15 protein-coding genes are annotated in these 20,826 nt (G+C 37.3%); all 15 read right to left on the reverse strand.

The annotated features are described in order from the left end of the window. Positions 1-23: 23 nt before the first annotated feature. Positions 24-1,043, reverse strand: a complete 1,020-nt coding sequence (locus ACFO5Y_RS04225) for a gluconeogenesis factor YvcK family protein (RefSeq protein WP_197103696.1) — start codon at positions 1,041-1,043, stop codon at positions 24-26. After that, positions 1,040-1,927: an RNase adapter RapZ gene (rapZ, locus tag ACFO5Y_RS04230; RefSeq protein ID WP_138404437.1), complete on the reverse strand. Its 888-nt coding sequence runs from the start codon at positions 1,925-1,927 to the stop codon at positions 1,040-1,042. The genes ACFO5Y_RS04225 and rapZ overlap by 4 nt, the downstream gene beginning before the upstream one ends. Positions 1,928-2,213: 286 nt before the next feature. Next, on the reverse strand, positions 2,214-3,932 hold the full coding sequence (locus ACFO5Y_RS04235) for a phospho-sugar mutase (protein ID WP_197103698.1): 1,719 nt from the start codon (positions 3,930-3,932) through the stop codon (positions 2,214-2,216). A gap of 254 nt (positions 3,933-4,186) precedes the next feature. Further along, positions 4,187-5,137 carry a thioredoxin-disulfide reductase gene (trxB, locus tag ACFO5Y_RS04240; RefSeq protein ID WP_197103729.1) on the reverse strand — a complete coding sequence of 317 codons (951 nt, stop codon included), beginning with the start codon at positions 5,135-5,137 and terminating at the stop codon, positions 4,187-4,189. A gap of 106 nt (positions 5,138-5,243) precedes the next feature. Further along, on the reverse strand, positions 5,244-6,269 hold the full coding sequence (locus ACFO5Y_RS04245) for an NAD(P)H-dependent glycerol-3-phosphate dehydrogenase (protein ID WP_231606812.1): 1,026 nt from the start codon (positions 6,267-6,269) through the stop codon (positions 5,244-5,246). Further along, entirely contained in the window at positions 6,269-7,117 is an 849-nt protein-coding gene (gene lgt / locus ACFO5Y_RS04250) for a prolipoprotein diacylglyceryl transferase (protein WP_197103700.1), read from the reverse strand. The genes ACFO5Y_RS04245 and lgt overlap by 1 nt, the downstream gene beginning before the upstream one ends. A gap of 1 nt (position 7,118) precedes the next feature. Beyond that, entirely contained in the window at positions 7,119-8,054 is a 936-nt protein-coding gene (hprK, locus tag ACFO5Y_RS04255; RefSeq protein ID WP_197103702.1) for an HPr(Ser) kinase/phosphatase, read from the reverse strand. A gap of 167 nt (positions 8,055-8,221) precedes the next feature. Beyond that, entirely contained in the window at positions 8,222-8,530 is a 309-nt protein-coding gene (locus tag ACFO5Y_RS04260; RefSeq protein ID WP_197103703.1) for a PspC domain-containing protein, read from the reverse strand. 40 nt (positions 8,531-8,570) lie between these two features. Then, positions 8,571-10,190: a DUF4097 family beta strand repeat-containing protein gene (locus ACFO5Y_RS04265; protein WP_197103705.1), complete on the reverse strand. Its 1,620-nt coding sequence runs from the start codon at positions 10,188-10,190 to the stop codon at positions 8,571-8,573. A gap of 266 nt (positions 10,191-10,456) precedes the next feature. Next, complete coding sequence (locus ACFO5Y_RS04270; protein WP_138404445.1) at positions 10,457-11,164, reverse strand: MIP/aquaporin family protein; 708 nt, start codon at positions 11,162-11,164, stop codon at positions 10,457-10,459. Positions 11,165-11,194: 30 nt separating this feature from the next. Beyond that, positions 11,195-13,030, reverse strand: coding sequence for a type 1 glycerol-3-phosphate oxidase (gene glpO / locus ACFO5Y_RS04275; protein ID WP_197103707.1), 1,836 nt, complete (start codon positions 13,028-13,030; stop codon positions 11,195-11,197). Between the two features lie 2 nt (positions 13,031-13,032). Next, a complete protein-coding gene (gene glpK / locus ACFO5Y_RS04280) occupies positions 13,033-14,559 on the reverse strand; it encodes a glycerol kinase GlpK (protein WP_197103709.1) in 1,527 nt (508 codons plus the stop codon). Between the two features lie 191 nt (positions 14,560-14,750). Beyond that, a complete protein-coding gene (locus ACFO5Y_RS04285) occupies positions 14,751-16,208 on the reverse strand; it encodes a helix-turn-helix domain-containing protein (protein ID WP_197103711.1) in 1,458 nt (485 codons plus the stop codon). Then, positions 16,198-17,553, reverse strand: coding sequence for an FAD-dependent oxidoreductase (locus tag ACFO5Y_RS04290; RefSeq protein ID WP_197103713.1), 1,356 nt, complete (start codon positions 17,551-17,553; stop codon positions 16,198-16,200). Before ACFO5Y_RS04290 ends, ACFO5Y_RS04285 begins: the two co-directional genes overlap by 11 nt. 241 nt (positions 17,554-17,794) lie before the next feature. Beyond that, entirely contained in the window at positions 17,795-20,623 is a 2,829-nt protein-coding gene (gene uvrA / locus ACFO5Y_RS04295; RefSeq protein WP_197103715.1) for an excinuclease ABC subunit UvrA, read from the reverse strand. Positions 20,624-20,826 lie beyond the last annotated feature (203 nt).

Here is a 20,826-nt window from a genome sequence, read left to right on the forward strand (position 1 = left end):
GCCTCACCTCTCTATCTTTATTACTATTGTGTCTTTTCTACTTTTCGGGGGGATAATTTTAAAGAATTTAACAAGTAGCCTAATTCTTCGACAACTTTCTCTGTATCATGATATGCCCCACCATGTTTCATACTTAAGAATTCGCTAGAGATGACTCGACAGTCTTCTTTACGAATGCCTTCAAAATCATGTTTAACTTGTAATAAATATTCTTCGTTTGGTTGTGTTCTAATATAATCTTCAGGGACTTCCGTTGTATTCACTAGAACTGTATCAATAAATTTATTATTCAAATGCTGATGGAGAACTTCTACATGATCCGCATCGGTAAAGTTCTCAGTCTCACCAAATTGAGTCATAATGTTACAGATGTAGACAACTTCAGCATTTGTCTTGACAATGGCTTCACCAATCTCTTTAATCATTAAGTTTGGCAAGATACTTGTGTAAAGACTTCCTGGACCTAGGATAATCATATCCGCATCCATGATGGCATCAACCACACGGGGCGAAGCTTCTAAGGCTTCTTCTCCTTCAGTTGTTGTGACTAATACTTCTTTTATCTTCTTGCGGTGAGAAGCAATGCTTGACTCTCCAACTGCAATGGTTCCATCTTCAAATAAAGCATTCAGTACTAGTGGCTCTTGAGCTGCTGGTAATATCTGTCCCTGAATATGCATCCATTTTGATAACATGTCGATAGCATCTTGCATTGAACCATGCATTTCTTTTAAGGCAGCAATCAACAAGTTCCCGATCGCGTGACCAGCTAGAAAATCATCCGTGGATTCAAAGCGATATTGAAATAAATCAATAAACTCTGGTTCGCGTGCCGATAAGGCACTCATACAATTTCGAATATCTCCGGGAGGTACCACATTAATATAGTCTCTAATCACTCCACTACTTCCACCGTCATCAGCAACAGTAACTATAGCAGAAATACTTGCATTCAAATGTTTTAACCCTCGAAGTATTACCGGAAGGCCAGTCCCTCCCCCGATAACCGCCACTTTATAGCGTGGATTGGCTTTTTCGCTCATGATCGATTAACCGATTCCTTGTTTTTTAATTTATCGCGGTGTGAGACATTCACCACGTAATGATCATTTTCTAATTCTTGACCCATTCTCTTAGCTAAGGCAACTGAACGGTGTTTACCACCCGTACATCCGATAGCGATTGTCACGCTTGATTTACCTTCTTTTTTATAACCAGGTAAACAGTATTTAATTAAATTCATAAATCGTGAATAAAATTCTTCTGTCTCCGGTTGCTTCATGACGTAGTCATACACTTCTGTATCAAGACCCGTTTTAGGTCTTAGTTCGTCAACATAATGTGGGTTCGGTAGAAAACGCACATCCATCACAATATCTGCATCAATGGGCACACCAAATTTAAAGCCAAATGAAACCATTTCAATGTGGAAAGGTTGATATGTATCGGAAGCAAAGACTTCGATAATCTTCTCTCTTAATTGTCTTGGTGATAAATCTGTTGTGTTAACAATCATTTGTGAACGCGCTCGAATGTCACTTAACATCTCACGTTCTTTTTGAATTCCTGTAATGGTTCTTTCTTGTGTTGCCAAAGGATGCTTTCTGCGTGTTTCTTTATATCTAGATACTAAGGCTTGGTCATCGGCTTCTAAGAAGACAATGCGCGTTGTAATGAATTGAGTGTTATCCATCTTGCCAATAACATTCTCTAATTCACTAAAGAATTCGCGTGTTCGTAAGTCAATCACAAGCGCAATTCGTGTAATTTTCCCTGATTCTTTCATTAATTCCCAAAATGTAGGAAGTAAATTTGGTGGCATGTTGTCGATGCAATAATAACCTAAGTCTTCAAAACTTTGGACTGCGACAGTTTTTCCCGCCCCACTCATTCCGGTAATTATTACTAATTCTAATGTATCAGACATGCATCTCGCCTCTTTCCCTTGATTTAAATATATTATATCACAATCATATTGATTTTATTATGATTATCGTTTGAATATTCTATTCGTCTAAATTTGCTTACTTATATTATCAGTAATCGTCTAGTAAAAGCAATTCATTTTATTTCTTTAAATAAAAATCCAAACGATAATTAATCGAATACAAACTCCATTCACCGCATCATTCTAATCGAAAGATATGCACAGATTGAAGCCAATACTCAGATTAATCATCATTTGGATACTCTTATTTATACTAATTCAATTGTTACTCAGTTAATTTACGCATATCTGCTTCAATCGCTTCTGCTTTTTGATCAACTGTCTCACGATTATCACCGCGTACACCTAAGTATAATTTAATCTTAGGTTCTGTACCACTTGGTCTGAATGCAACCCAGCTACCGTCTTCTAACGTATATTTTAATGCGTCTGATGAAGGATAGTCTAAGCCCGCTGATTTACCGTCAGCATATTGCAATGTTCCTTCTAAATAATCTGCTGCTTTTTCGATAGATAAACCACCTAATTGAGACGGTGTATTTTTACGTACTTGGCTCATAATACTTGCCATCTTCTCTTTTCCAGATAAGCCTGGGAATGAAACTGAAATGGTCTTTTCAACAAAGTAGCCATGTTTGTCATAGATAGCTTCTAATGCGTCACCTAATGTACGACCAGCTTTTTTATGGAAAGCCGTTAACTCAGCTAGAATAACTAAGGCTTGAATGGCATCTTTATCACGCACAAATGGTTGTACTAAGTAGCCATAACTTTCTTCGAATCCCATTAAGAATGTATGTTCATTTGTTTCTTCATATTCTTTGATTTTCTCAGCAATAAATTTAAATCCAGTTAATACTTCAACCATTTCTAAACCATAGCTTTCAATAATCGCATCGGCTAAATCAGTTGATACGATTGATTTTACTGCAACGCCATTGTCAGGTAATTCCCCTTTTTCGCGGCGGGCATTCAGAATGTAATCTAACATGATAGATGCAATTTGGTTCCCTGAAAGTAGTTGATATGAACCGTCGGCAACACGAATCATTGCGCCTAAACGGTCAGCATCCGGGTCAGTTGCTAATAAGATATCCGCATCAACTGAACGACCTAACTCTTCTGCTTGAACGAAAGCATCTGCGGACTCTGGGTTAGGTGACTTAACTGTTGGGAAGTCTCCATCAGAATCTGCTTGTGATTTAACAACTTGAATATTATCAAAGCCGATTTGCTCTAATGCTTTTAGACCAATCATTAAACCTGTTCCGTGTAATGGTGTGAAGACGATATTGACTTCATCTTTCATTGATTGCACTAAGTCTAAATCAACTGTGACAGCCTTCATCTCTTCTAAGTAAACATTATCTACGCGTTCACCGATAATTTCAATGGTTCCTGATCCTAGCAAGTCTGTCTTATCTCCGACAGCTACTTCAAGTGGATTATCAATTGCGCGAACATATTCTGTTAATTTATCCGCTGCTTCTGGTGGCATTTGCCCACCATCTTCGCCGTAAACTTTGTATCCATTGTATTCGGCTGGATTATGGCTCGCAGTAATCATAATACCAGCATATGTATTTAAATGACGCACTGCAAATGAAAGGACAGGTGTTGGTCTTAAACTTTCATATACGTAACTCTTGATGTCATGCTTTCCTAACACCATCGCTGCTTCCATAGCAAATTCAGGTGAGAAATGACGTGAATCGTAAGCAATCGCTACCCCGCGTTTTTTAGCATCTTCCCCGGCGTCTTCGATTAACTTCGCTAAGCCTTCTGTCGCTTGGCGAACAGTATAGATATTCATGCGATTTGTACCTGGTCCTAATACTCCACGCATCCCTGCAGTACCAAAACTTAAGTTCGCTCCGAAGGCATCTTCGCTTTCTTCGCGTGATAATTGATTCAGCTCTTCGCTTAAATGTGTATCAAGTGACTCATGATTTTTCCATAGTTGATATATTTCTTCCCAAGACATAATTATCCCACCTTTTCTAATGTTATTTTTATTATAACATCATTTTATAATACAACAAAGGTTAATCTGTCCTGAGTTAAAGCCTTTTCACAGTTCCCTTATTTTATTTATCGTTTTTAGTCAATATATCACTTTAATCCGCGACATCTTTTATTATCTTTATCACTTTTCTTAGTAAATATTCGATAAAATTTACATAAAAATTGACCAACTAAATTAGAGGTTAGTCTAATCCGTTGGTCATGCTTTATAATTTAGTTTACTTGGTTAACTGGATCTTTCAAGCTTTGAACATAGTCAAATGCGCCTTGTCCAGCAATACTTCCGTCTCCGGCAGCTGTAACAATTTGGCGTAGGTGTTTTTGACGGATATCTCCAACTGCAAATAAACCTGGAACAGTTGTTTCCATGCGCTCATTGGTAATGATCCAGCCTTCTTCATCTGTGACACCTAAATTCTCAACAATATATGAGTTTGGTATTAGACCAATGTAGACAAAGACACCATTAGTTTCAAAGTCTTCTACTTTGTTCGTTTTTACATTACGAATTGTAACTGAATTAACGCCATTTTCACCATTAATCTCTTCAACGACACTATCCCAAATAAAGTCAACTTTAGGGTTATTAAAGGCACGGTCTTGAAGAATTTGTTGTGCTCTTAATTGATCACGGCGGTGAATGATTGTTACTTTATCAGCGAACTGCGTTAAGTAATTACCTTCTTCGACAGCTGAGTCTCCACCACCAACAACAACTAAGTTACGGTCACGGAAAAAGAAACCATCACATACTGCACAGTATGACACACCTGAACCGCTTAAACGGTCTTCACCTGGAACACCTAACTCACGGTGATGGGCACCTGTTGCAATAACAACCGCGGGTGCGATATAAATTTTGTCAGCGGTATGAACATATTTCGTTGTTCCTGACACTTCAATATGAGTCACATCACCGTATAAGTGCTCTGCACCAAACTCCATCGCACTATCAAAGAATTTCCCCGCTAATTCAGGTCCACCAATTTTAGTATAGCCTGGATAGTTTTCGACATCCGCCGTATTAATTAATTCTCCACCAGGTGCACCTTTTTCAATCATAATTGTTTTTAAATTTGCACGTGATGCATATAAGGCAGCGGTCATTCCACCTGGGCCTGCTCCGATTATAATTACATCTGCTTCAACACGTTCTTTTGTTATTTCTACCACTCGCACTAACCTCCTAGGTTCGTCTGTTTAGTATTGTATATCATAGAGCTTTGATTGTTCTTAATCAATCTATTTGCTTAATACTATTTATTATATCTTATTTGTCAAGCGACTCTTCTTGTTTACCTTCACGTAACATCAATGATTCAATCGCATCTTCAACAGATATTTTCTTATCTGTGTATAGAGCCAAATAAAGCATTTCCGTAATCGGCATGTCAATTCCATATTCTTTTGCTAATTCATAGGCGACTTTTACAGTTAGTATCCCTTCAACTACCATGAACATCTTCTCGCTCACTTCTGCTCTCGAATAGCCTTTAGCAATCAAGGTTCCAGCTTGGAAGTTACGGGAATGTGGGCTTGTACAAGTTACAATTAAATCTCCTACCCCACTTAAGCCAATAAAGGTTAATGGATCTGCTCCTCGAGCAGTACCAAGTCTTGATATTTCAGCTAAACCTCTAGTAATCAAGGCTGCTTTTGCATTATCACCATAACCTAAACCAGATATAATTCCTGCGCCAACGGCAATAATATTCTTTAAAGCGCCGCCTAATTCAACGCCAATAACATCCGTATTGGTATACACTCTGAAGTAACGATTCATAAACGCTTGTTGAACTACTTGGGCAACTTCTAGATTTTCACTGGCAGCTGTTAAAGTTGTCACATCCTGGCGAGCAACTTCTTCAGCATGACTTGGTCCTGATAAGACAACGATATCTTGATAATTATCTTTATTTAATACTTCTGTTAATACTTCGCTGATTCTTAGTTGCGTATTCATTTCCAAACCTTTCGAAGCATGCACAATCACTGGTGCTTGCGCTTGATCTTCAAGTAATGGATTTAATTCTTGTGCCATTTGTCTCATGGCATTGGTTGGGACAACTAATATAATCATCGCTGCCTTAGAGACAGCCTCAGATAAAGACGTCGTTGCTTTAATTTTTTTCGGTAAAGATACATTGGGTAAATACTTTTCATTTGTATGTGTTTGATTTATCTCATCGATAATCGTTTGCTTTCTACCCCAAAGAACTGTGTCATGTTTGTTCTCACTTAATACTTTGGCTAAAGCCGTTCCCCATGATCCTGAACCAATAACAGCAATCTTCATTATTCTCCCTCATTTCTAACAACCGTTGAACGGTCATCTGTGTAGTAAGGCACGCGGCCTTTTCCTTTTAGACGAATCCAAAGTACAAGACTAATACCAATAACTACTAGAATAAGCGATAATATTTGAGAAACTCTTAATGGACCGATATATAAACTATCCGTTCTTAGACCTTCAATCCAAAAGCGTCCAATACCATACCAAATCATATAGAATGCGACGAGTTCACCGCGTTTGAAGAAATCTTTCCGTGGTCTTAGTAGGAGTAAAACAATTAAACCGACTAAATTCCATAAAGACTCATATAAGAACGTTGGGTGATAGTAGGTCCCATTAATATTCATTTGTTCAATAATAAAATTAGGCAGGGCGAGGTTTTCTAGAAAGGCTTTCGATACCGGCCCCCCGTGGGCCTCTTGGTTCATAAAGTTACCCCAGCGCCCAATCAGTTGACCAGCAAAAAGTGCGGGTATCGCAATATCAAAGACATTAATGACACTGAGTTTGTATCTTTGACACAGTACATAAATTGTTATCGCACCACCGATAACACCACCGTAGATGGCCATTCCACCTTCCCAAACTCGGAATATACTTAAAGGATCGGACAGATAAGAGTTTGAAGAGAATAGGACATAGTAGATTCTAGCTCCCACTAAACCAAAGATCACTGTCCAAAAGAGCAAGTCAAACGATGTATCTGAATCAATGCCCTTACGGCTTGCTTCACGCGTAAATAATATGTAGCCGACTAAGATAGCAAGGCCAATAATAATCCCATACCAACGGACCGGCCAGCCAAATAATTCAAAGGCAATCGGATCAATCACTAAAAAATTCAATCCCATTCTATTGTTCCCCACGGTTCTTTTGAATTAAATCGCGTAATTTACTATTAAACGTTACTTTCGCATCATAACCCATTTGAGCCGCACGGAAATTCATTGCCGCAGATTCAACAATCGCAGCTAGGTTTCGCCCAGTTTTAACTGGTATACGAATCGAAGGCACGTGAACTTCGAATATTTGCTCATACTCTTTATCATAACCAAGTCGGTCATATTGTGTGTTTCCGTCATCCAATACTAAGTTGATAATGAGCTCTAATCGTTTACTACGACGAATCGCAGATACACCGTACAAGCTCATAACATCAATAATACCTAAGCCACGAATTTCAATCATGTTTTGTAGGATTTCTGGGGCTTCACCGTTTAAAGTCAATTCATCAATTTGATACAGCTCTACACGGTCATCCGCAATAAGTCGATGCCCTCGTTGAATCAGCTCTAAACCAGTCTCAGACTTACCAACACCACTGGATCCAACTAACAATACCCCCATACCAAAGACTTCCACAAAGACACCATGCTTTGAAAGTCTTTCAGCGAGTTTTCTCTCGAGATAATTCGTAATATTTGCTAACACCCGACTTGTTTTGGATCTAGCTGATAAGATAGGAATACCTAAAGAGTCCGCAACTGGGATTAATTCTTCAGGTATATCAATCTCACGTGATACGACAATCGCTGGCGTCTCATCCGTACACATTAATGAGAAGATATTTGATCTTTCTTCGGATGTCTTTTCACTTAAAAACGACATCTCAGTGCGTCCAATTAATTGGATACGTTCATGTGGATAATATTCTTTGTAACCTGTTAAAACAAGCCCAGGTCTTGAAACTTCACTTGAATAAATTTTGTTTGTTTTATACTCTTCACCATATATTAAATTGATATCTAACGTGTCTACTAACTCTTGTACAGTTACTGCATTAGTCATGACGTATATTCCTCCTGTGAATGATCTTATTTACTTCTAAATGTTATCACACAACTGCCCAACAATCACGAACCAAATATTAAATCATAACTTATATAGTAAAAAAATCTACACCTGCTTAATACAAGCAAGTGTAGACTTAGTTCAATTTATTTAGTTTCGTTTAATTAGAAGTCATCCCAATTATCATTATCTTCGGGTGTTACATCTTTAGGTTTATTATTCGCAGAAGGTCTATCTGAACCGAATGGATTCGATTTTCTACTTTGACCACCTTTAACTTGATAGTCATAAGGTAAAAGTAGCCCTAAAAGAATATATAACCAAAAACCTGATGACCCTGCCACAAGTAAGATAAAGAAGATTACTCGAACAATTGTTGGGTCAATGTTGAAATATTCAGCTAATCCCCCACAGACACCCATAATATGTTTATCTGTTGATGACTTAAATAATTTTTTGCTTTGATTTGACATTTTATATCCCTCCATAATTTTTAATGTCTTGTTATGTTTATTATAACTCTTTTTTACTATCTTTTAAAAATATATCGCCAGAAGTTGTTGTGATGTTAACCACTGCATTATCTGTTTCACCTGATACAATTCGGTGGTAATGTGCTTTTTGTTTAGTTGGATGCTCGTCAATACTTTCAAGATTTGATAAGCGGTTTTTCACTTCACCATGTGTAGTCTTACTATCAATGGTTAAATTCATTTGACTTGGCAAGGATAACTTAACATCTCCACTCACTGTCTTGATTTTAACATTCGCATCATTCGTATCTTTTTTCGTTAGATAGAAATCACTGTTTAAAGTGTCTGCTGATAAGTTTCGGATGTAACCATTCACTCGAACATCCCCATTTAAGTCATTCATCACTAGTGTATCAATCGGTGAGTTTTGAATATCAATATCACCGTTTAATAAATCTAATGAGACTTCTTTGGCTGTGACTTTATTTAAGGTCACATCTCCATTTTTGTCTTTAACTACAATTTCTTTACTAGTTAAACCATCTAAATCGACTTCGCCGTTCAGTAATTGAATTTGGAAGCAATCAACATCTCCTTGAGGCACTTTGATTGTACCGTCAACTGAGAATTTCGGTGATGTCACTTTCAATACAAAGCGGTTATCAATGATACCGATCGTATTTACTTCTTCAAAGTGCTCTTTAGACGTTTCTTCATGGCTACCATGGAATCGTACTTCTGCATCAACGACAATATCGTCACCATCATGGCTCACTACTTCAACGGAACCATTATATAATTCAATCTCAAAGCGACTTACTCCTTCAACGGGATACGTAAATTCATAATCTTGTGAACTTGTCTTAATCCATGGTACTTGGAAAGAGACATTAACATCTTTTAAGTTGAAGTTCTCTAAAAATGATTTAGATTGCTCTGTGAAGAATGAACCCCATTTTTTTCCTTCACGGGATGCTTCTTTTCCAAAATGTGTTGCTGCTTCAGCAAATTTCTCTGAACGGTTATTGAAGAATTCTTTGAAATCTTGCTTGTTAGATTCTTTACTCCAGCCTAAGGCTTCTTTTTCATTTTGTAATTCAGTCAATTCACTTTGTAAAATATCTAATTCAGCTTGAATGTGATCTCTTTTTTCAATAGTATTTGCTTTTTGTTCAATCATTTCAGGGGTTAAATCATCTAATTCTTCAAATATCTCAATCTCGCGTATGCGTTGTTTGCTGATTACTAATTTTTCATTCTCTTTAGCTATCTTATCGTTCAATGCTTGAATTTCAGTATTAATTTCTGCTAAACGTGCTTGATTATTCTTAACTTTCTCAGTATCTTCAGTTTCTTCAAACTCAGACCATTCTTCAAAGTCAGCCTTTTTCTCAGCGTTTTGTTTAAAGTAGTCACCCATATATTTAGCAAAGTCTTTTCCTTGATTAAAGACCTCTTCAAAGGTTTGATTAATACTTGCTTCTGTTTCTTTCTCAGTGTCATCTGTTGCTTGAGTTGTTTGAGTCGTTTCTTCATCTGTTGTGTTCGTTGATTCTGATAAAGTATCATTATTTGATGCAGCTTCTAATAAATCAAGTGCTTCTTCCATGGAAATAACATTTTGTTTTACTAGTTCAATTATACGCTCTTTTTCATTCATATCATTTTACCTCCAATGATTTTTATCTATTTGCTTCTCTACACTTATTATTATGTCATCGATTGTCAAGGACTTCATAGGTCCAGAGCCCTATCTTTACTTAGTTGTAAGTTAAAGTATATCCAAATTTGTTAACGGACATATCTTTTACTTTCGTTCTATCTATATTATGCAAGCAAATGGATATAAATTCATTGGACTATAGACCCATATTTTGAATAAAATAAAAAAGCTAACGGATTTCCCGCTAGCTTTAGTAAATATATTTAGTTAATGATGCCAAATACAAGTGCTGCTAATGCTGCTCCAACAATCGGCGCCAATACTGGTATCCAAGAGTAACCCCAGTCAGAGTCTCTCTTTTGTTTAATTGGTAAGATCGCGTGAGCAATACGTGGACCTAAGTCACGTGCAGGATTAATTGCGTAACCCGTTGTTCCTCCCAATGATAAACCAATTCCGATAATTAAGATACCAACACAAATTGTTGATAAACCTGGTGCGATATCGTATTTAGAAAAGCTTAAGATACCAAACATTAATACAAATGTCCCTAATAATTCACCAATAAAGTTTGAAACTGTATTGTAAATTTCTGGTCCTGTAGCAAACGTTCCTAAGATGGCTGATGAATCTTCAGTCACATCAAAATGTGGTTTGTATTGTACCCAGACTAAGACAGCTCCTAAAAATGCACCAAGCATTTGTGCGATTGTATAAGGTATGACTGAACTCCAAGGTGTACTTCCTTCAATAGCGAAAGCGATCGTTACCGCTGGATTTAAATGCGCAGGACTCATATAACCTGAAGCTAAAGCTCCTAATGTTACTGCAATCCCCCAACCAATCGTAATTGATAACCAACCCGCACCATTGCTTTTTGTTCCTTTAAGTAAGTTCCCAGCAACAATCCCGTCTCCTAATAAGACTAAGATTAACGTTCCAATAAATTCTCCAACTAGCTCTGTTCCCATCTGTTTCCCCTTTTACATATTAAATTTTTATTATTTGGCGTTTTCTTTTAATTCTTTTAAATCACTTTCAGCTAATACAGCAGCTAACTCATCTAAGTGTGCTTGTTTTTCTTCTTCAGACCATTCAAAGTATCTTGCCATTTCATTCGTAATTGGAAGTGTTAAATCATCCAGAGTTTCACGCATGAATAGTAAGTGATTTGTTCTTCTTAAGAAATAATCTACAGGAGTTAAAGCCATCTCTTCTCTCATTGTATAATGCAATACCAGTGTATCGCGTAAACTTAAGCCTTCAGCTGCTTCAAGGGTTGTAACTAAGTTGAATACACGCGGTGCATTTGATCCAAAGACTCTGGCGATATAGCTTGCATCTGCTTTGTCTAAACCACGTTTAACACCTAATTGAGCAAATGTTTCTAATTCTGAATCGACATTCGCTGGATTTAATTCTCCACCTGATACTGGATACGTTTTTGAATTAACTAAAGTAAATTGCTTTTGGTATTGTGTAGAAAGAATCTCAATAATTGCTTTCATTGCTCCTTCAGCCATCTTACGGTAATCCGTAATTTTCCCTCCAGCTAGTGTGATTAAGCCGTTATCATCAATATCTAAAGAACTTCCACGGGATACCGCTGAAGGGTCGTTAGCTTTCTCAGACGTACTTGTTTCAATTTGTCCGATGGCTTCTTCAACATCTTCACGCGTTGTTTCTTTATTTAAGTAAGATCCGACAGTTGAAATTAAATGCTCAAAACTCTCATCTGAGATTGAACCATTATTCCCTCCATTATAATCGGATGCTTTATTCCCTGAAATTAACGGACGTAATCCTGCCCAGCTACTCTCAACATCATGAATCGAAATATTCGCTTCTGGGAAACGATTATTCACAATGCCTAATAAATAATCAACATCTTCTTGAGTCACTGTTGGATGAGCTAAATCACCTGTGTAATCTGTATCGGTCGTTCCAAAGTATGTTTTATTTTCTCTTGGAATGACAAAGACCATACGCCCATCACCTAAGCCAGTATCAAAGTATGTTGGTTGAGGTACTTTAATCTTGCTATTATCTACAACTAAATGAACTCCTTTTGTTGGACGCATTTGTTGGATTTGATCATCTTCTTTATTTAAATTACGTACTAAATCACTCCATGGCCCACTTGTGTTAATTACCGTGCGTGCTTTAATTTTAAATGTTTCGCCTGATAACATATCTTTAGCAACCACACCGTTAATTTGTCCTTCATCATTGAATAAAAACGACTCAGCTTTCACACGACTGGCAACAAGTGCACCGTCTTGATTGGCGCGTTTGATGTTCTCAATCACTAATCGCGCATCATTATTGTTGTAATCTAAGTATTGCCCACCACCAACTAAGCCTTCGGCTTTAATTTGAGGTTCACGTTCAAGCACTTCTTCTTTCGTTAAAGTTTTATTTGCTAATGGTGAATTGCTAACACCTGCTAATAGATCATATAAATCCATCGCTACCTTCAGACGGAACATATTAAATGTCGCATTTGGCTCATCATAAACCGGTAATAACATTGGATCTGCTTTAGGTATGTGAGGAGCAATTTGTTGTACAACTGCACGTTCTTGCACAGTATCTGATACAACTTCAACATCGAATTGTTTCAGATAACGAATCCCACCGTGAACGAGTTTCGTTGAACGACTACTTGTTCCTTCAGCGAAATCTTGCATCTCAATTAGACCTGTTTCTAAACCGCTGGCTGCTGCTTGAATCGCCACTCCAGCTCCGGTAATCCCTCCACCAATAATTAATAAATCAAGTGTACGGTCTTGTAATTTCTCAATCGCTCTTTGGCGTGTATCTTTAGAAAATCTCATGCTTATTCCTCTCCTTCTTCCATTTCAACTTCATCTTGCGCAAAGACACGTGTCGCATGAACTGCTTTTTTCCAGCCTTTGTATAATTGCTCTTTACGTGCATTATTCATTGATGGTGTAAATGTTTCGGCTGTTTCGTTTAATTTCTTAATCTCATCTAAATCTTCCCAGTATCCTACGGCTAAACCAGCTAAGAATGCAGCACCTAAGGCGGTTGTTTCTAAGTTTTTAGCACGCGCAATTTCTGTTCCGATAATGTCTGATTGGAATTGCATTAAGTAATTGTTCATCGCCGCGCCACCATCCACTTTTAATAAAGGAATTTTAATCCCTGTATCTAATTGCATAGTGTCGATTACGTCTCTCACTTGATATGCGATGGACTGTAGTGTTGCTTTAACAAAGTCTTCCTTAGTTGTTCCACGCGTTAATCCAAAGACAGATCCTGTCGCATCTGAATCCCAGTAAGGAGCTCCTAGTCCTGTAAAGGCTGGAACAACATATACTTCATCATTGTTGTGTGAGTTTCTTGCTAGATCTTCAGAATCAGCTGAATCACTAAACATACGCATCCCATCACGTAGCCATTGAATAGCACTTCCGGCAATAAAGATTGACCCTTCAAGAGCGTAATAGATTTTACCGTTAATTCCATAACCAATCGTTGTTAATAAATTATTCTTAGATAATTCAAAGTCTTCACCCGTATTCATAATGATGAATGAACCTGTTCCATAAGTGTTTTTAACCATGCCTGGTTCAAAAGCTAATTGACCAAATAAAGCTGCTTGTTGGTCTCCAGCCATCCCACTAATAGGCACTTCTCCACCATAGAAGTGGAACGGTTTCGTTGTTCCATAAACTTCTGAGTTAGATTTTACTTCAGGAAGTAAGCTACGAGGAATATTTAATAACTCTAAAATCTCATCATCCCACTCTAAATCTTTAATGTTATAGAGCATTGTTCTAGAAGCGTTAGAGTAATCAGTTACGTGAGTTTCTCCATCTGTTAATTTCCAAACTAACCACGTATCAATTGTTCCGAATAATAATTCGCCTCTTTCTGCGCGTTCTTGAGCGCCTTCAACGTTATCTAGAATCCAACGGATTTTTGTTGCTGAGAAGTACGCATCAACGATTAGACCTGTCTTTTGGTGAATCATGTCAGCATGGCCGTCTTGTTTTAATTGTTCTGCGATATCTGCTGTTTGTCTAGATTGCCAAACAATCGCGTTGTAAATTGGTAAACCAGTCTTTTTATCCCAAATAACCGTCGTTTCACGTTGATTCGTAATTCCAATTGCACTAATATCTGACGGTTTAATACCGCTTTCAATAAATGCCCCGGCAATCACGGATTGTACAGAATTCCAAATCTCATTGGCATTATGTTCAACCCAACCTGCTTTAGGAAAAATTTGCGTAAACTCTTTTTGGTAACTTGCTACTTTCCCACCTTGTTTATTAATGATCAGCGCTCGTGAACTCGTCGTCCCTTGATCTATCGACAAAATATACTTCTCTTCCATCTTAATCCCCCTATTAATCTGTCAGCAACTCTTATTTATAATTGGAAATCGCTTTCTTTGTGAATACATTGTATCTCTTAAAGTTAATTTGTAACTATCGCGTTTTTTTGAAATATTTAAAAACTTGAGAGCGCTGTCCAAAAAATTGAAACACTGGCTTCAGCAATTAAAGTCAGTGTTTCAAATAAAAATTAATTGTCATCATTAAATAATCCATTAATGATACTCTCTAATTGCCTCATATCAAAGTGATTTGGTAAGCCTTTGAGGTAATAGTAAGGAACGGGATACTCTCTGTCGTAAGCATTGGAGACAATCAGATTAAAGTTTCTTCTCTTGTCGTATATTTCCACACTTACTAACCGATTGACCTCAAGTCGTTGACGCATGACTGATATGATCGGCAACTTCTCAGTCTCATCACCAATGAGATCTAGCCCGATACTTATTGTCAGAGGCATCTGGTAAACTACATAGGATAACACTTCCGTTAAAGTCCATTCGGCTTCCCGATAAGCATCACCTAATTCTTTTTGATCGTAGTGATAGATATTAGTGATGACATCATCGAGTAAGGGAATGGCTAAGTCTGCATTTTCCAGATTCATTCCATGTTTAACGAGCGAAAAATCTAACTCCTGTTCAAAATTTCGTTCAATAATGGCACCTTTATAGAAGTATAATCTCCCTAAAATTTGGTTTAACGAATACATCCCTTGTTCATTTAAATTTTCTTGGCTTGAGACTGTTGAGCGAATATATTGTAAGCCTGTTGTTGTTGCCTCACTGACCGGCCCGCCGTAACCTAAACTTCTTTCCATGACAAAGGCAGGTAGAATGGACATGGTTGTCAGGAACATAAACTGACACATGGCTTCTTCTTCTTCACTTTCTAGTGCATAACGACTTAAAAATACTAGCGTGTTTTGTCGTACTTGTTGATAGAAACGATGTGAATAGTAAGGTTTCATCAACGCTTTTAAAGCGTTAAAATCTTTGTATTTAACACCCATTCTTTGACGCGTTATCATGAGCCATAAACCGATTTCTGCTTCTTTATCCGCAAAAGTATCCTGTCCCCAAATCTGTTGAAATGAATGAATCACTTGTTGACTTTCTTTTGATTGAGCTAATTTACTTAAGCGTTTTTTAGGTTCGACTAGAGCATATAATCGAAAGTAAAAATAACGAATCTGATGTTCCGGGCCTCTAATACGCCCACTTCGAATGGCTAAAGAAAATTCTTCTAGTAGGACATTCAAAGAAACTAATTGACGATGAAACGTCGCTTCGCTAATGAGTAATTCTTGTGACAACTTTTGAACCGTATACTCTTCGACCTTAAACAGATAGACTAAAATCTGATATTTTAAAGAATAAGGTAAGAATAGTTGCACGATATCTTGCTTTGTAACATGAGGTCCCAAGTTTAATTCTAGGCGGTCATTGATGAAGTGAATACTTAATGGAAAATCTTGTGAATCAGCTAATTCATTCAAATCTTCTACGTATTTTAATAAGGTCACTTTCGACAAGGCCGTTTGCGCCATTGCCTCTTTCAGTTCTAAATCCGTTGAATGGTTAATTAAAGCACATAATAAAACCCATTGGCCACGCTCTCGTTTCTCAAATAAATCTTCAATCACCATCTGAAATCACCCCACTCAGACGCTTTTGATAACTCTTTAAGGCACAAGCGTAAAGACATTCACTTATTGAAAAGTCTCCACTATAAAAAAGACGATCTTGAATAGCAAGTGCTTCATCGGTCATTTGTGTATTAATCGAAATCGCAAGTAAATCAGCCAGAGGCAAAATATCACTTTGCGAATAAACTTGCGCACCAATCAACTGTCCTGATTCTTTCTTAGTGATGAGTTTAACCGTTATCTGAGATAGATTTTCTTTCGTGGTTTCTTTTTCAAGTATTGTCGTTTCAATGGGATAAAACAAAGCGGCTTCTTGTTCTGTTAAGCCTACACTGACCATGTATAAGCCGAATAATTTACTTCCAGTTACTCGTAAAGATTGGGGTACGGATGTTGTTTTTTGATACAGATTCATCGCCGCAATTTTACCACTAATATAGGCATGGTTTACTAATGGCAAGTAATAATCTGTCTCTGTGTGAGAATAAGGCGTTCGAATTAAATCCCCAACCGCAAACACATCTGGGACACTCGTCTCTAAATATTCATCCACTTCGATTGTTTTATCTAAATGGCATTGAACTTGATCTTCAATTAACTTTGAATTGGGACGAAAATTCACGGCTAACATCACATGGTCCGTCAGTAATTCTAAATCTTGTGATAAAACGACGTTTAATTCTGTATCTTGTGAGTGAATGCTTTCGACATAATGTCCCTTAATCACATGGACGCCACTTTCTTGTATCTTTTGCTCTAATAATTGAGTCATATCCGAGTCAAAATATTTGAAAGCCAGTTGATCTGAAGCTTCAACTAAGGTCACGTTTTTTGCTACTTGATTAAAAGCATCCGCTGCTTCAAGGCCAATTTGTCCCCCACCAGCAATCAGAATACGGTCTGATCCTTCAATCTGCTGTAAGGCTTTCTTGCTCGCTTCTAATGTTTTTGTTGTTAACACTTTCGGATGATTAGACCCCGAAATACGTTCTGAAATTGGACTTGAGCCCATCGCCAAAATCAGCTTGTCATAGCGATAACTTTCATGCGTATTTTCGTCCTCTACTATGAGTGATTTATTTGCCAAATCAATATCTAAAACTTCATTGTTTAATAATAATTCAACTCCGCTAGCTTCTAATTGTTCTTCATTAACAAATGTTTTGTCACTTAAATGTTTGAATTCTTCTTTTAATAACAGATTTAAACTACTGGGGATATGCCCGATGCTTCCTTCTTTTTCAATGATTAATACTCGCTTATTGGGATATAATTGCCTAGCTGTTAAGGCAGATGATACTCCAGCAAAGGATGAGCCAATGATAATTATTTCTGAATGTTTCAAAGCTTACCGCTCCTTTTTATATGTGTAACGCTTCCAATTTTGTTTTATCTTTTATAGTATAACAAAGCGAATTCAGCTAGTCACTTGTACAAAGAAGATTAAGTGAATTCAGAAAGTCATAAAAATGGAAGCCTTCTGAAAGTTCGAATCTCCGCATAAAAAAAGTCCAACCAAGTGGTAGTGCCACCTCTTGGTTGGGTTCTTGATATGAGGACATTATTCAGCGCCTCAATCATTTCGATTATTTATCTTTATCCATGACGTATTTTAAATATTGTCCTGTAAAGCTACCTTCAACTTCAGCCACTTCTTCAGGAGTTCCGGTAGCGATGACTTCTCCACCACGGATCCCCCCTTCAGGACCCATATCGATAATGTAGTCAGCTGTCTTAATAACATCTAAGTTATGCTCAATCACAACGACGGTATTACCTGCATCTACTAAGCGATTCAATACTGTAAGCAATTTCTTAATATCATGCGCGTGTAAACCAGTTGTTGGCTCATCTAAGATATAGAATGTATCTCCTGTTGAAACACGTTGTAGTTCAGAAGCAAGCTTCATTCTTTGTGCTTCACCCCCAGATAAAGTTGTCGCTGATTGTCCTAAACGCACGTAACCTAAACCAACATCGACTAAGGTTTGGATTTTGCGTTTGATTTTCGGAATCGCATCAAAGTATACTAAAGCTTCATCAATCGTCATATCTAACACATCTGAAATTGATTTACCTTTATATTTGATTTCAAGTGTTTCTGAATTATAGCGTGTTCCATGACAAACTTCACACGGAACATACACATCTGGAAGGAAATGCATCTCGATTTGCTTAATTCCGCCACCTTTACATGCTTCACATCGTCCACCCTTAACGTTAAAACTAAAGCGACCTTTGTCATAACCACGTATCTTCGCTTCATTTGTTTGAGCAAATAACCCGCGAATGTCATCGAATACACTAGTATATGTTGCGGGGTTACTTCTAGGTGTACGTCCAATTGGACTTTGATCAATATCAATAACTTTTTCAAGCCCTTCAAAGCCCTCTATTGATTCGAATTTACCTGGTCGTTCTTTTGTGCTTGTTAAGCGTTTTGCTAAAGCTATTTTTAAAATGCTGTTCACTAAACTACTTTTACCTGAACCAGACACTCCAGTAACACATGTAAATCGCCCGATTGGGAAAGACGCTTCGACATTTTGCAGATTATTTTCTTCTGCTCCTTTGACTGTTACCCAACCTTTATCTTCATTGCGTCGAGTTTTAGGCACTTCAATTTTTTCTTTTCCAGATAGGTATTTACCTGTTAGAGAATTCTCATCAGCTTGAACTTCTTCAGGCGTTCCAATAGAAACGATTTCTCCGCCTAATTCACCGGCACCTGGCCCAATATCAATTAAGTAATCTGCAGCCATCATTGTTTCTTCATCATGTTCAACAACAACGAGTGTATTACCTAAATCACGCATTCTTTGTAATGATTGAATTAAACGAGCATTATCTCTCTGATGTAAACCAATCGAAGGTTCATCAAGAATATATAATACCCCACTTAAGTTCGAACCAATTTGTGTCGCTAGACGAATCCGCTGCGACTCACCACCTGAGAGTGAACCCGCTACACGACTCATGGTTAAATAATCCAGTCCCACTTCATTTAAGAAAGTCAATCGATCATCGATTTCCTTAATGATTGGGTCTGCAATCATCGTATCAGTCACTGAGAAATCAATTGTTTCAAAGTGCTTTTTAGCATCTCCAATAGACATTGCTGTTACTTCGGCGATGTTTTTGTCTGATACACGAACGGATAAGGCTTCTTCATTTAAGCGAGTACCTTTACACGTTGGACACGTTAATTCATGCATATATTCTCGCATAACATCACGAGTGTAGTCAGAATTTGTGTCATTATAACGTCTTTGAACATTATTAAAGACACCTTCAAACGTATTCTCTGTCGTCTTCGTTTCGCCTCGCATTGTTTTGAATGTGAACGAAAAAGTTGCGTCCGGAGAACCGTATTTTAACACTTCTTGTTGTTCACTGGTTAAATCTTTATATGGAACATCCGTTGGAATATTATTTTGTTTTGAAAATTGATCGATCATTGATGGATAATAATTTGAACTAATTGGATTCCAAGGTGCAAAAACACCTTCTTCGATGCTTAAGCTATCATCTGGGATAATTAATTCTTCATCGACTGTTAAACGTGAGCCTAAACCATCACAACTTGGACAAGCACCAAATGGTGCGTTGAAAGAAAAAAGTCTAGGTTCTAATTCATCGATGGAGAAATCACAGAATGGACAAGCAAAATGTTCATTAAAGTACATTTCTTCTTCACCGATGACATCAATAACCATGTACCCTTCAGAGAAAATAAGTGCTTGTTCAACTGAATCAAATAAACGTGATCTCACGCCATCTTTAATAGATATACGGTCAACAACCACTTCAATCGTATGTTTTTTATTCTTTTCTAATTCGGGAACTTCTGATACATCATAGATTTCCCCATCAACACGCACACGAATGTATCCATCCTTGCTTATTTTTTCCAATAATTTCTTGTGCTGACCACGTTTATCACGCACAGCAGGTGATAATATTTGGATACGTGTTCTGTCTGGTAATTCTAAGATTCGATCTACCATTTGCTCTGGACTTTGTCGTTCAATTGGAATATCGTGATTTGGACAATAAGGTGTCCCCACTCGAGCATATAGAAGTCTTAAGTAGTCGTTAATTTCTGTTGCTGTTCCGACAGTAGAACGTGGATTTTGACTGGTTGTTTTTTGGTCAATTGAGATTGCGGGGCTCAAACCTTCAATAGAATCTACATCTGGTTTATCCATTTGTCCTAAAAACTGTCTAGCATATGCAGATAAACTTTCTACATATCGTCTTTGTCCTTCGGCATATAAGGTATCAAAAGCTAACGAGCTTTTTCCTGAACCAGATAAACCTGTCATAACCACTAATTTATCTCTAGGAATTTCTACATCGAGATTCTTTAAGTTATGTGTTCTTGCGCCTTTTACGATTATATTTTTTTGAGCCATATATAACTTTCTCTCCTCAATAATGTTGTATTTACCTTTTGTAAGTATAACACAAAAATCAAACATTTGTTCGTAAAAAGATTATAAATAGAAATGAAAAACACACCTCAAATGAGGTGTGTTAAAAATGTTTGGTTCTACAATAAATAGGGTTGATGACAAAAATTAAAATGTCATCAACCCTATCTTTGTGTCTTCTAAAA

The organism is Ruoffia tabacinasalis, assembly GCF_042652985.1.
Lineage (GTDB): Bacteria > Bacillota > Bacilli > Lactobacillales > Aerococcaceae > Ruoffia > Ruoffia tabacinasalis.

Coding starts and splice junctions, on each gene's coding strand:
- ACFO5Y_RS04260 (WP_197103703.1), bottom strand. CDS start 8,530: ATGTCAAATCAAAGCAAAAAATTATTTAAGTCATCAACAGATAAACAT.
- glpO (WP_197103707.1), bottom strand. CDS start 13,030: ATGAGATTTTCTAAAGATACACGCCAAAGAGCGATTGAGAAATTACAA.
- glpK (WP_197103709.1), bottom strand. CDS start 14,559: ATGGAAGAGAAGTATATTTTGTCGATAGATCAAGGGACGACGAGTTCA.
- ACFO5Y_RS04285 (WP_197103711.1), bottom strand. CDS start 16,208: ATGGTGATTGAAGATTTATTTGAGAAACGAGAGCGTGGCCAATGGGTT.
- ACFO5Y_RS04225 (WP_197103696.1), bottom strand. CDS start 1,043: ATGAGCGAAAAAGCCAATCCACGCTATAAAGTGGCGGTTATCGGGGGA.
- ACFO5Y_RS04245 (WP_231606812.1), bottom strand. CDS start 6,269: ATGAAGATTGCTGTTATTGGTTCAGGATCATGGGGAACGGCTTTAGCC.
- rapZ (WP_138404437.1), bottom strand. CDS start 1,927: ATGTCTGATACATTAGAATTAGTAATAATTACCGGAATGAGTGGGGCG.
- ACFO5Y_RS04235 (WP_197103698.1), bottom strand. CDS start 3,932: ATGTCTTGGGAAGAAATATATCAACTATGGAAAAATCATGAGTCACTT.
- ACFO5Y_RS04265 (WP_197103705.1), bottom strand. CDS start 10,190: ATGAATGAAAAAGAGCGTATAATTGAACTAGTAAAACAAAATGTTATT.
- uvrA (WP_197103715.1), bottom strand. CDS start 20,623: ATGGCTCAAAAAAATATAATCGTAAAAGGCGCAAGAACACATAACTTA.
- ACFO5Y_RS04270 (WP_138404445.1), bottom strand. CDS start 11,164: ATGGGAACAGAGCTAGTTGGAGAATTTATTGGAACGTTAATCTTAGTC.
- hprK (WP_197103702.1), bottom strand. CDS start 8,054: ATGACTAATGCAGTAACTGTACAAGAGTTAGTAGACACGTTAGATATC.
- lgt (WP_197103700.1), bottom strand. CDS start 7,117: ATGGGATTGAATTTTTTAGTGATTGATCCGATTGCCTTTGAATTATTT.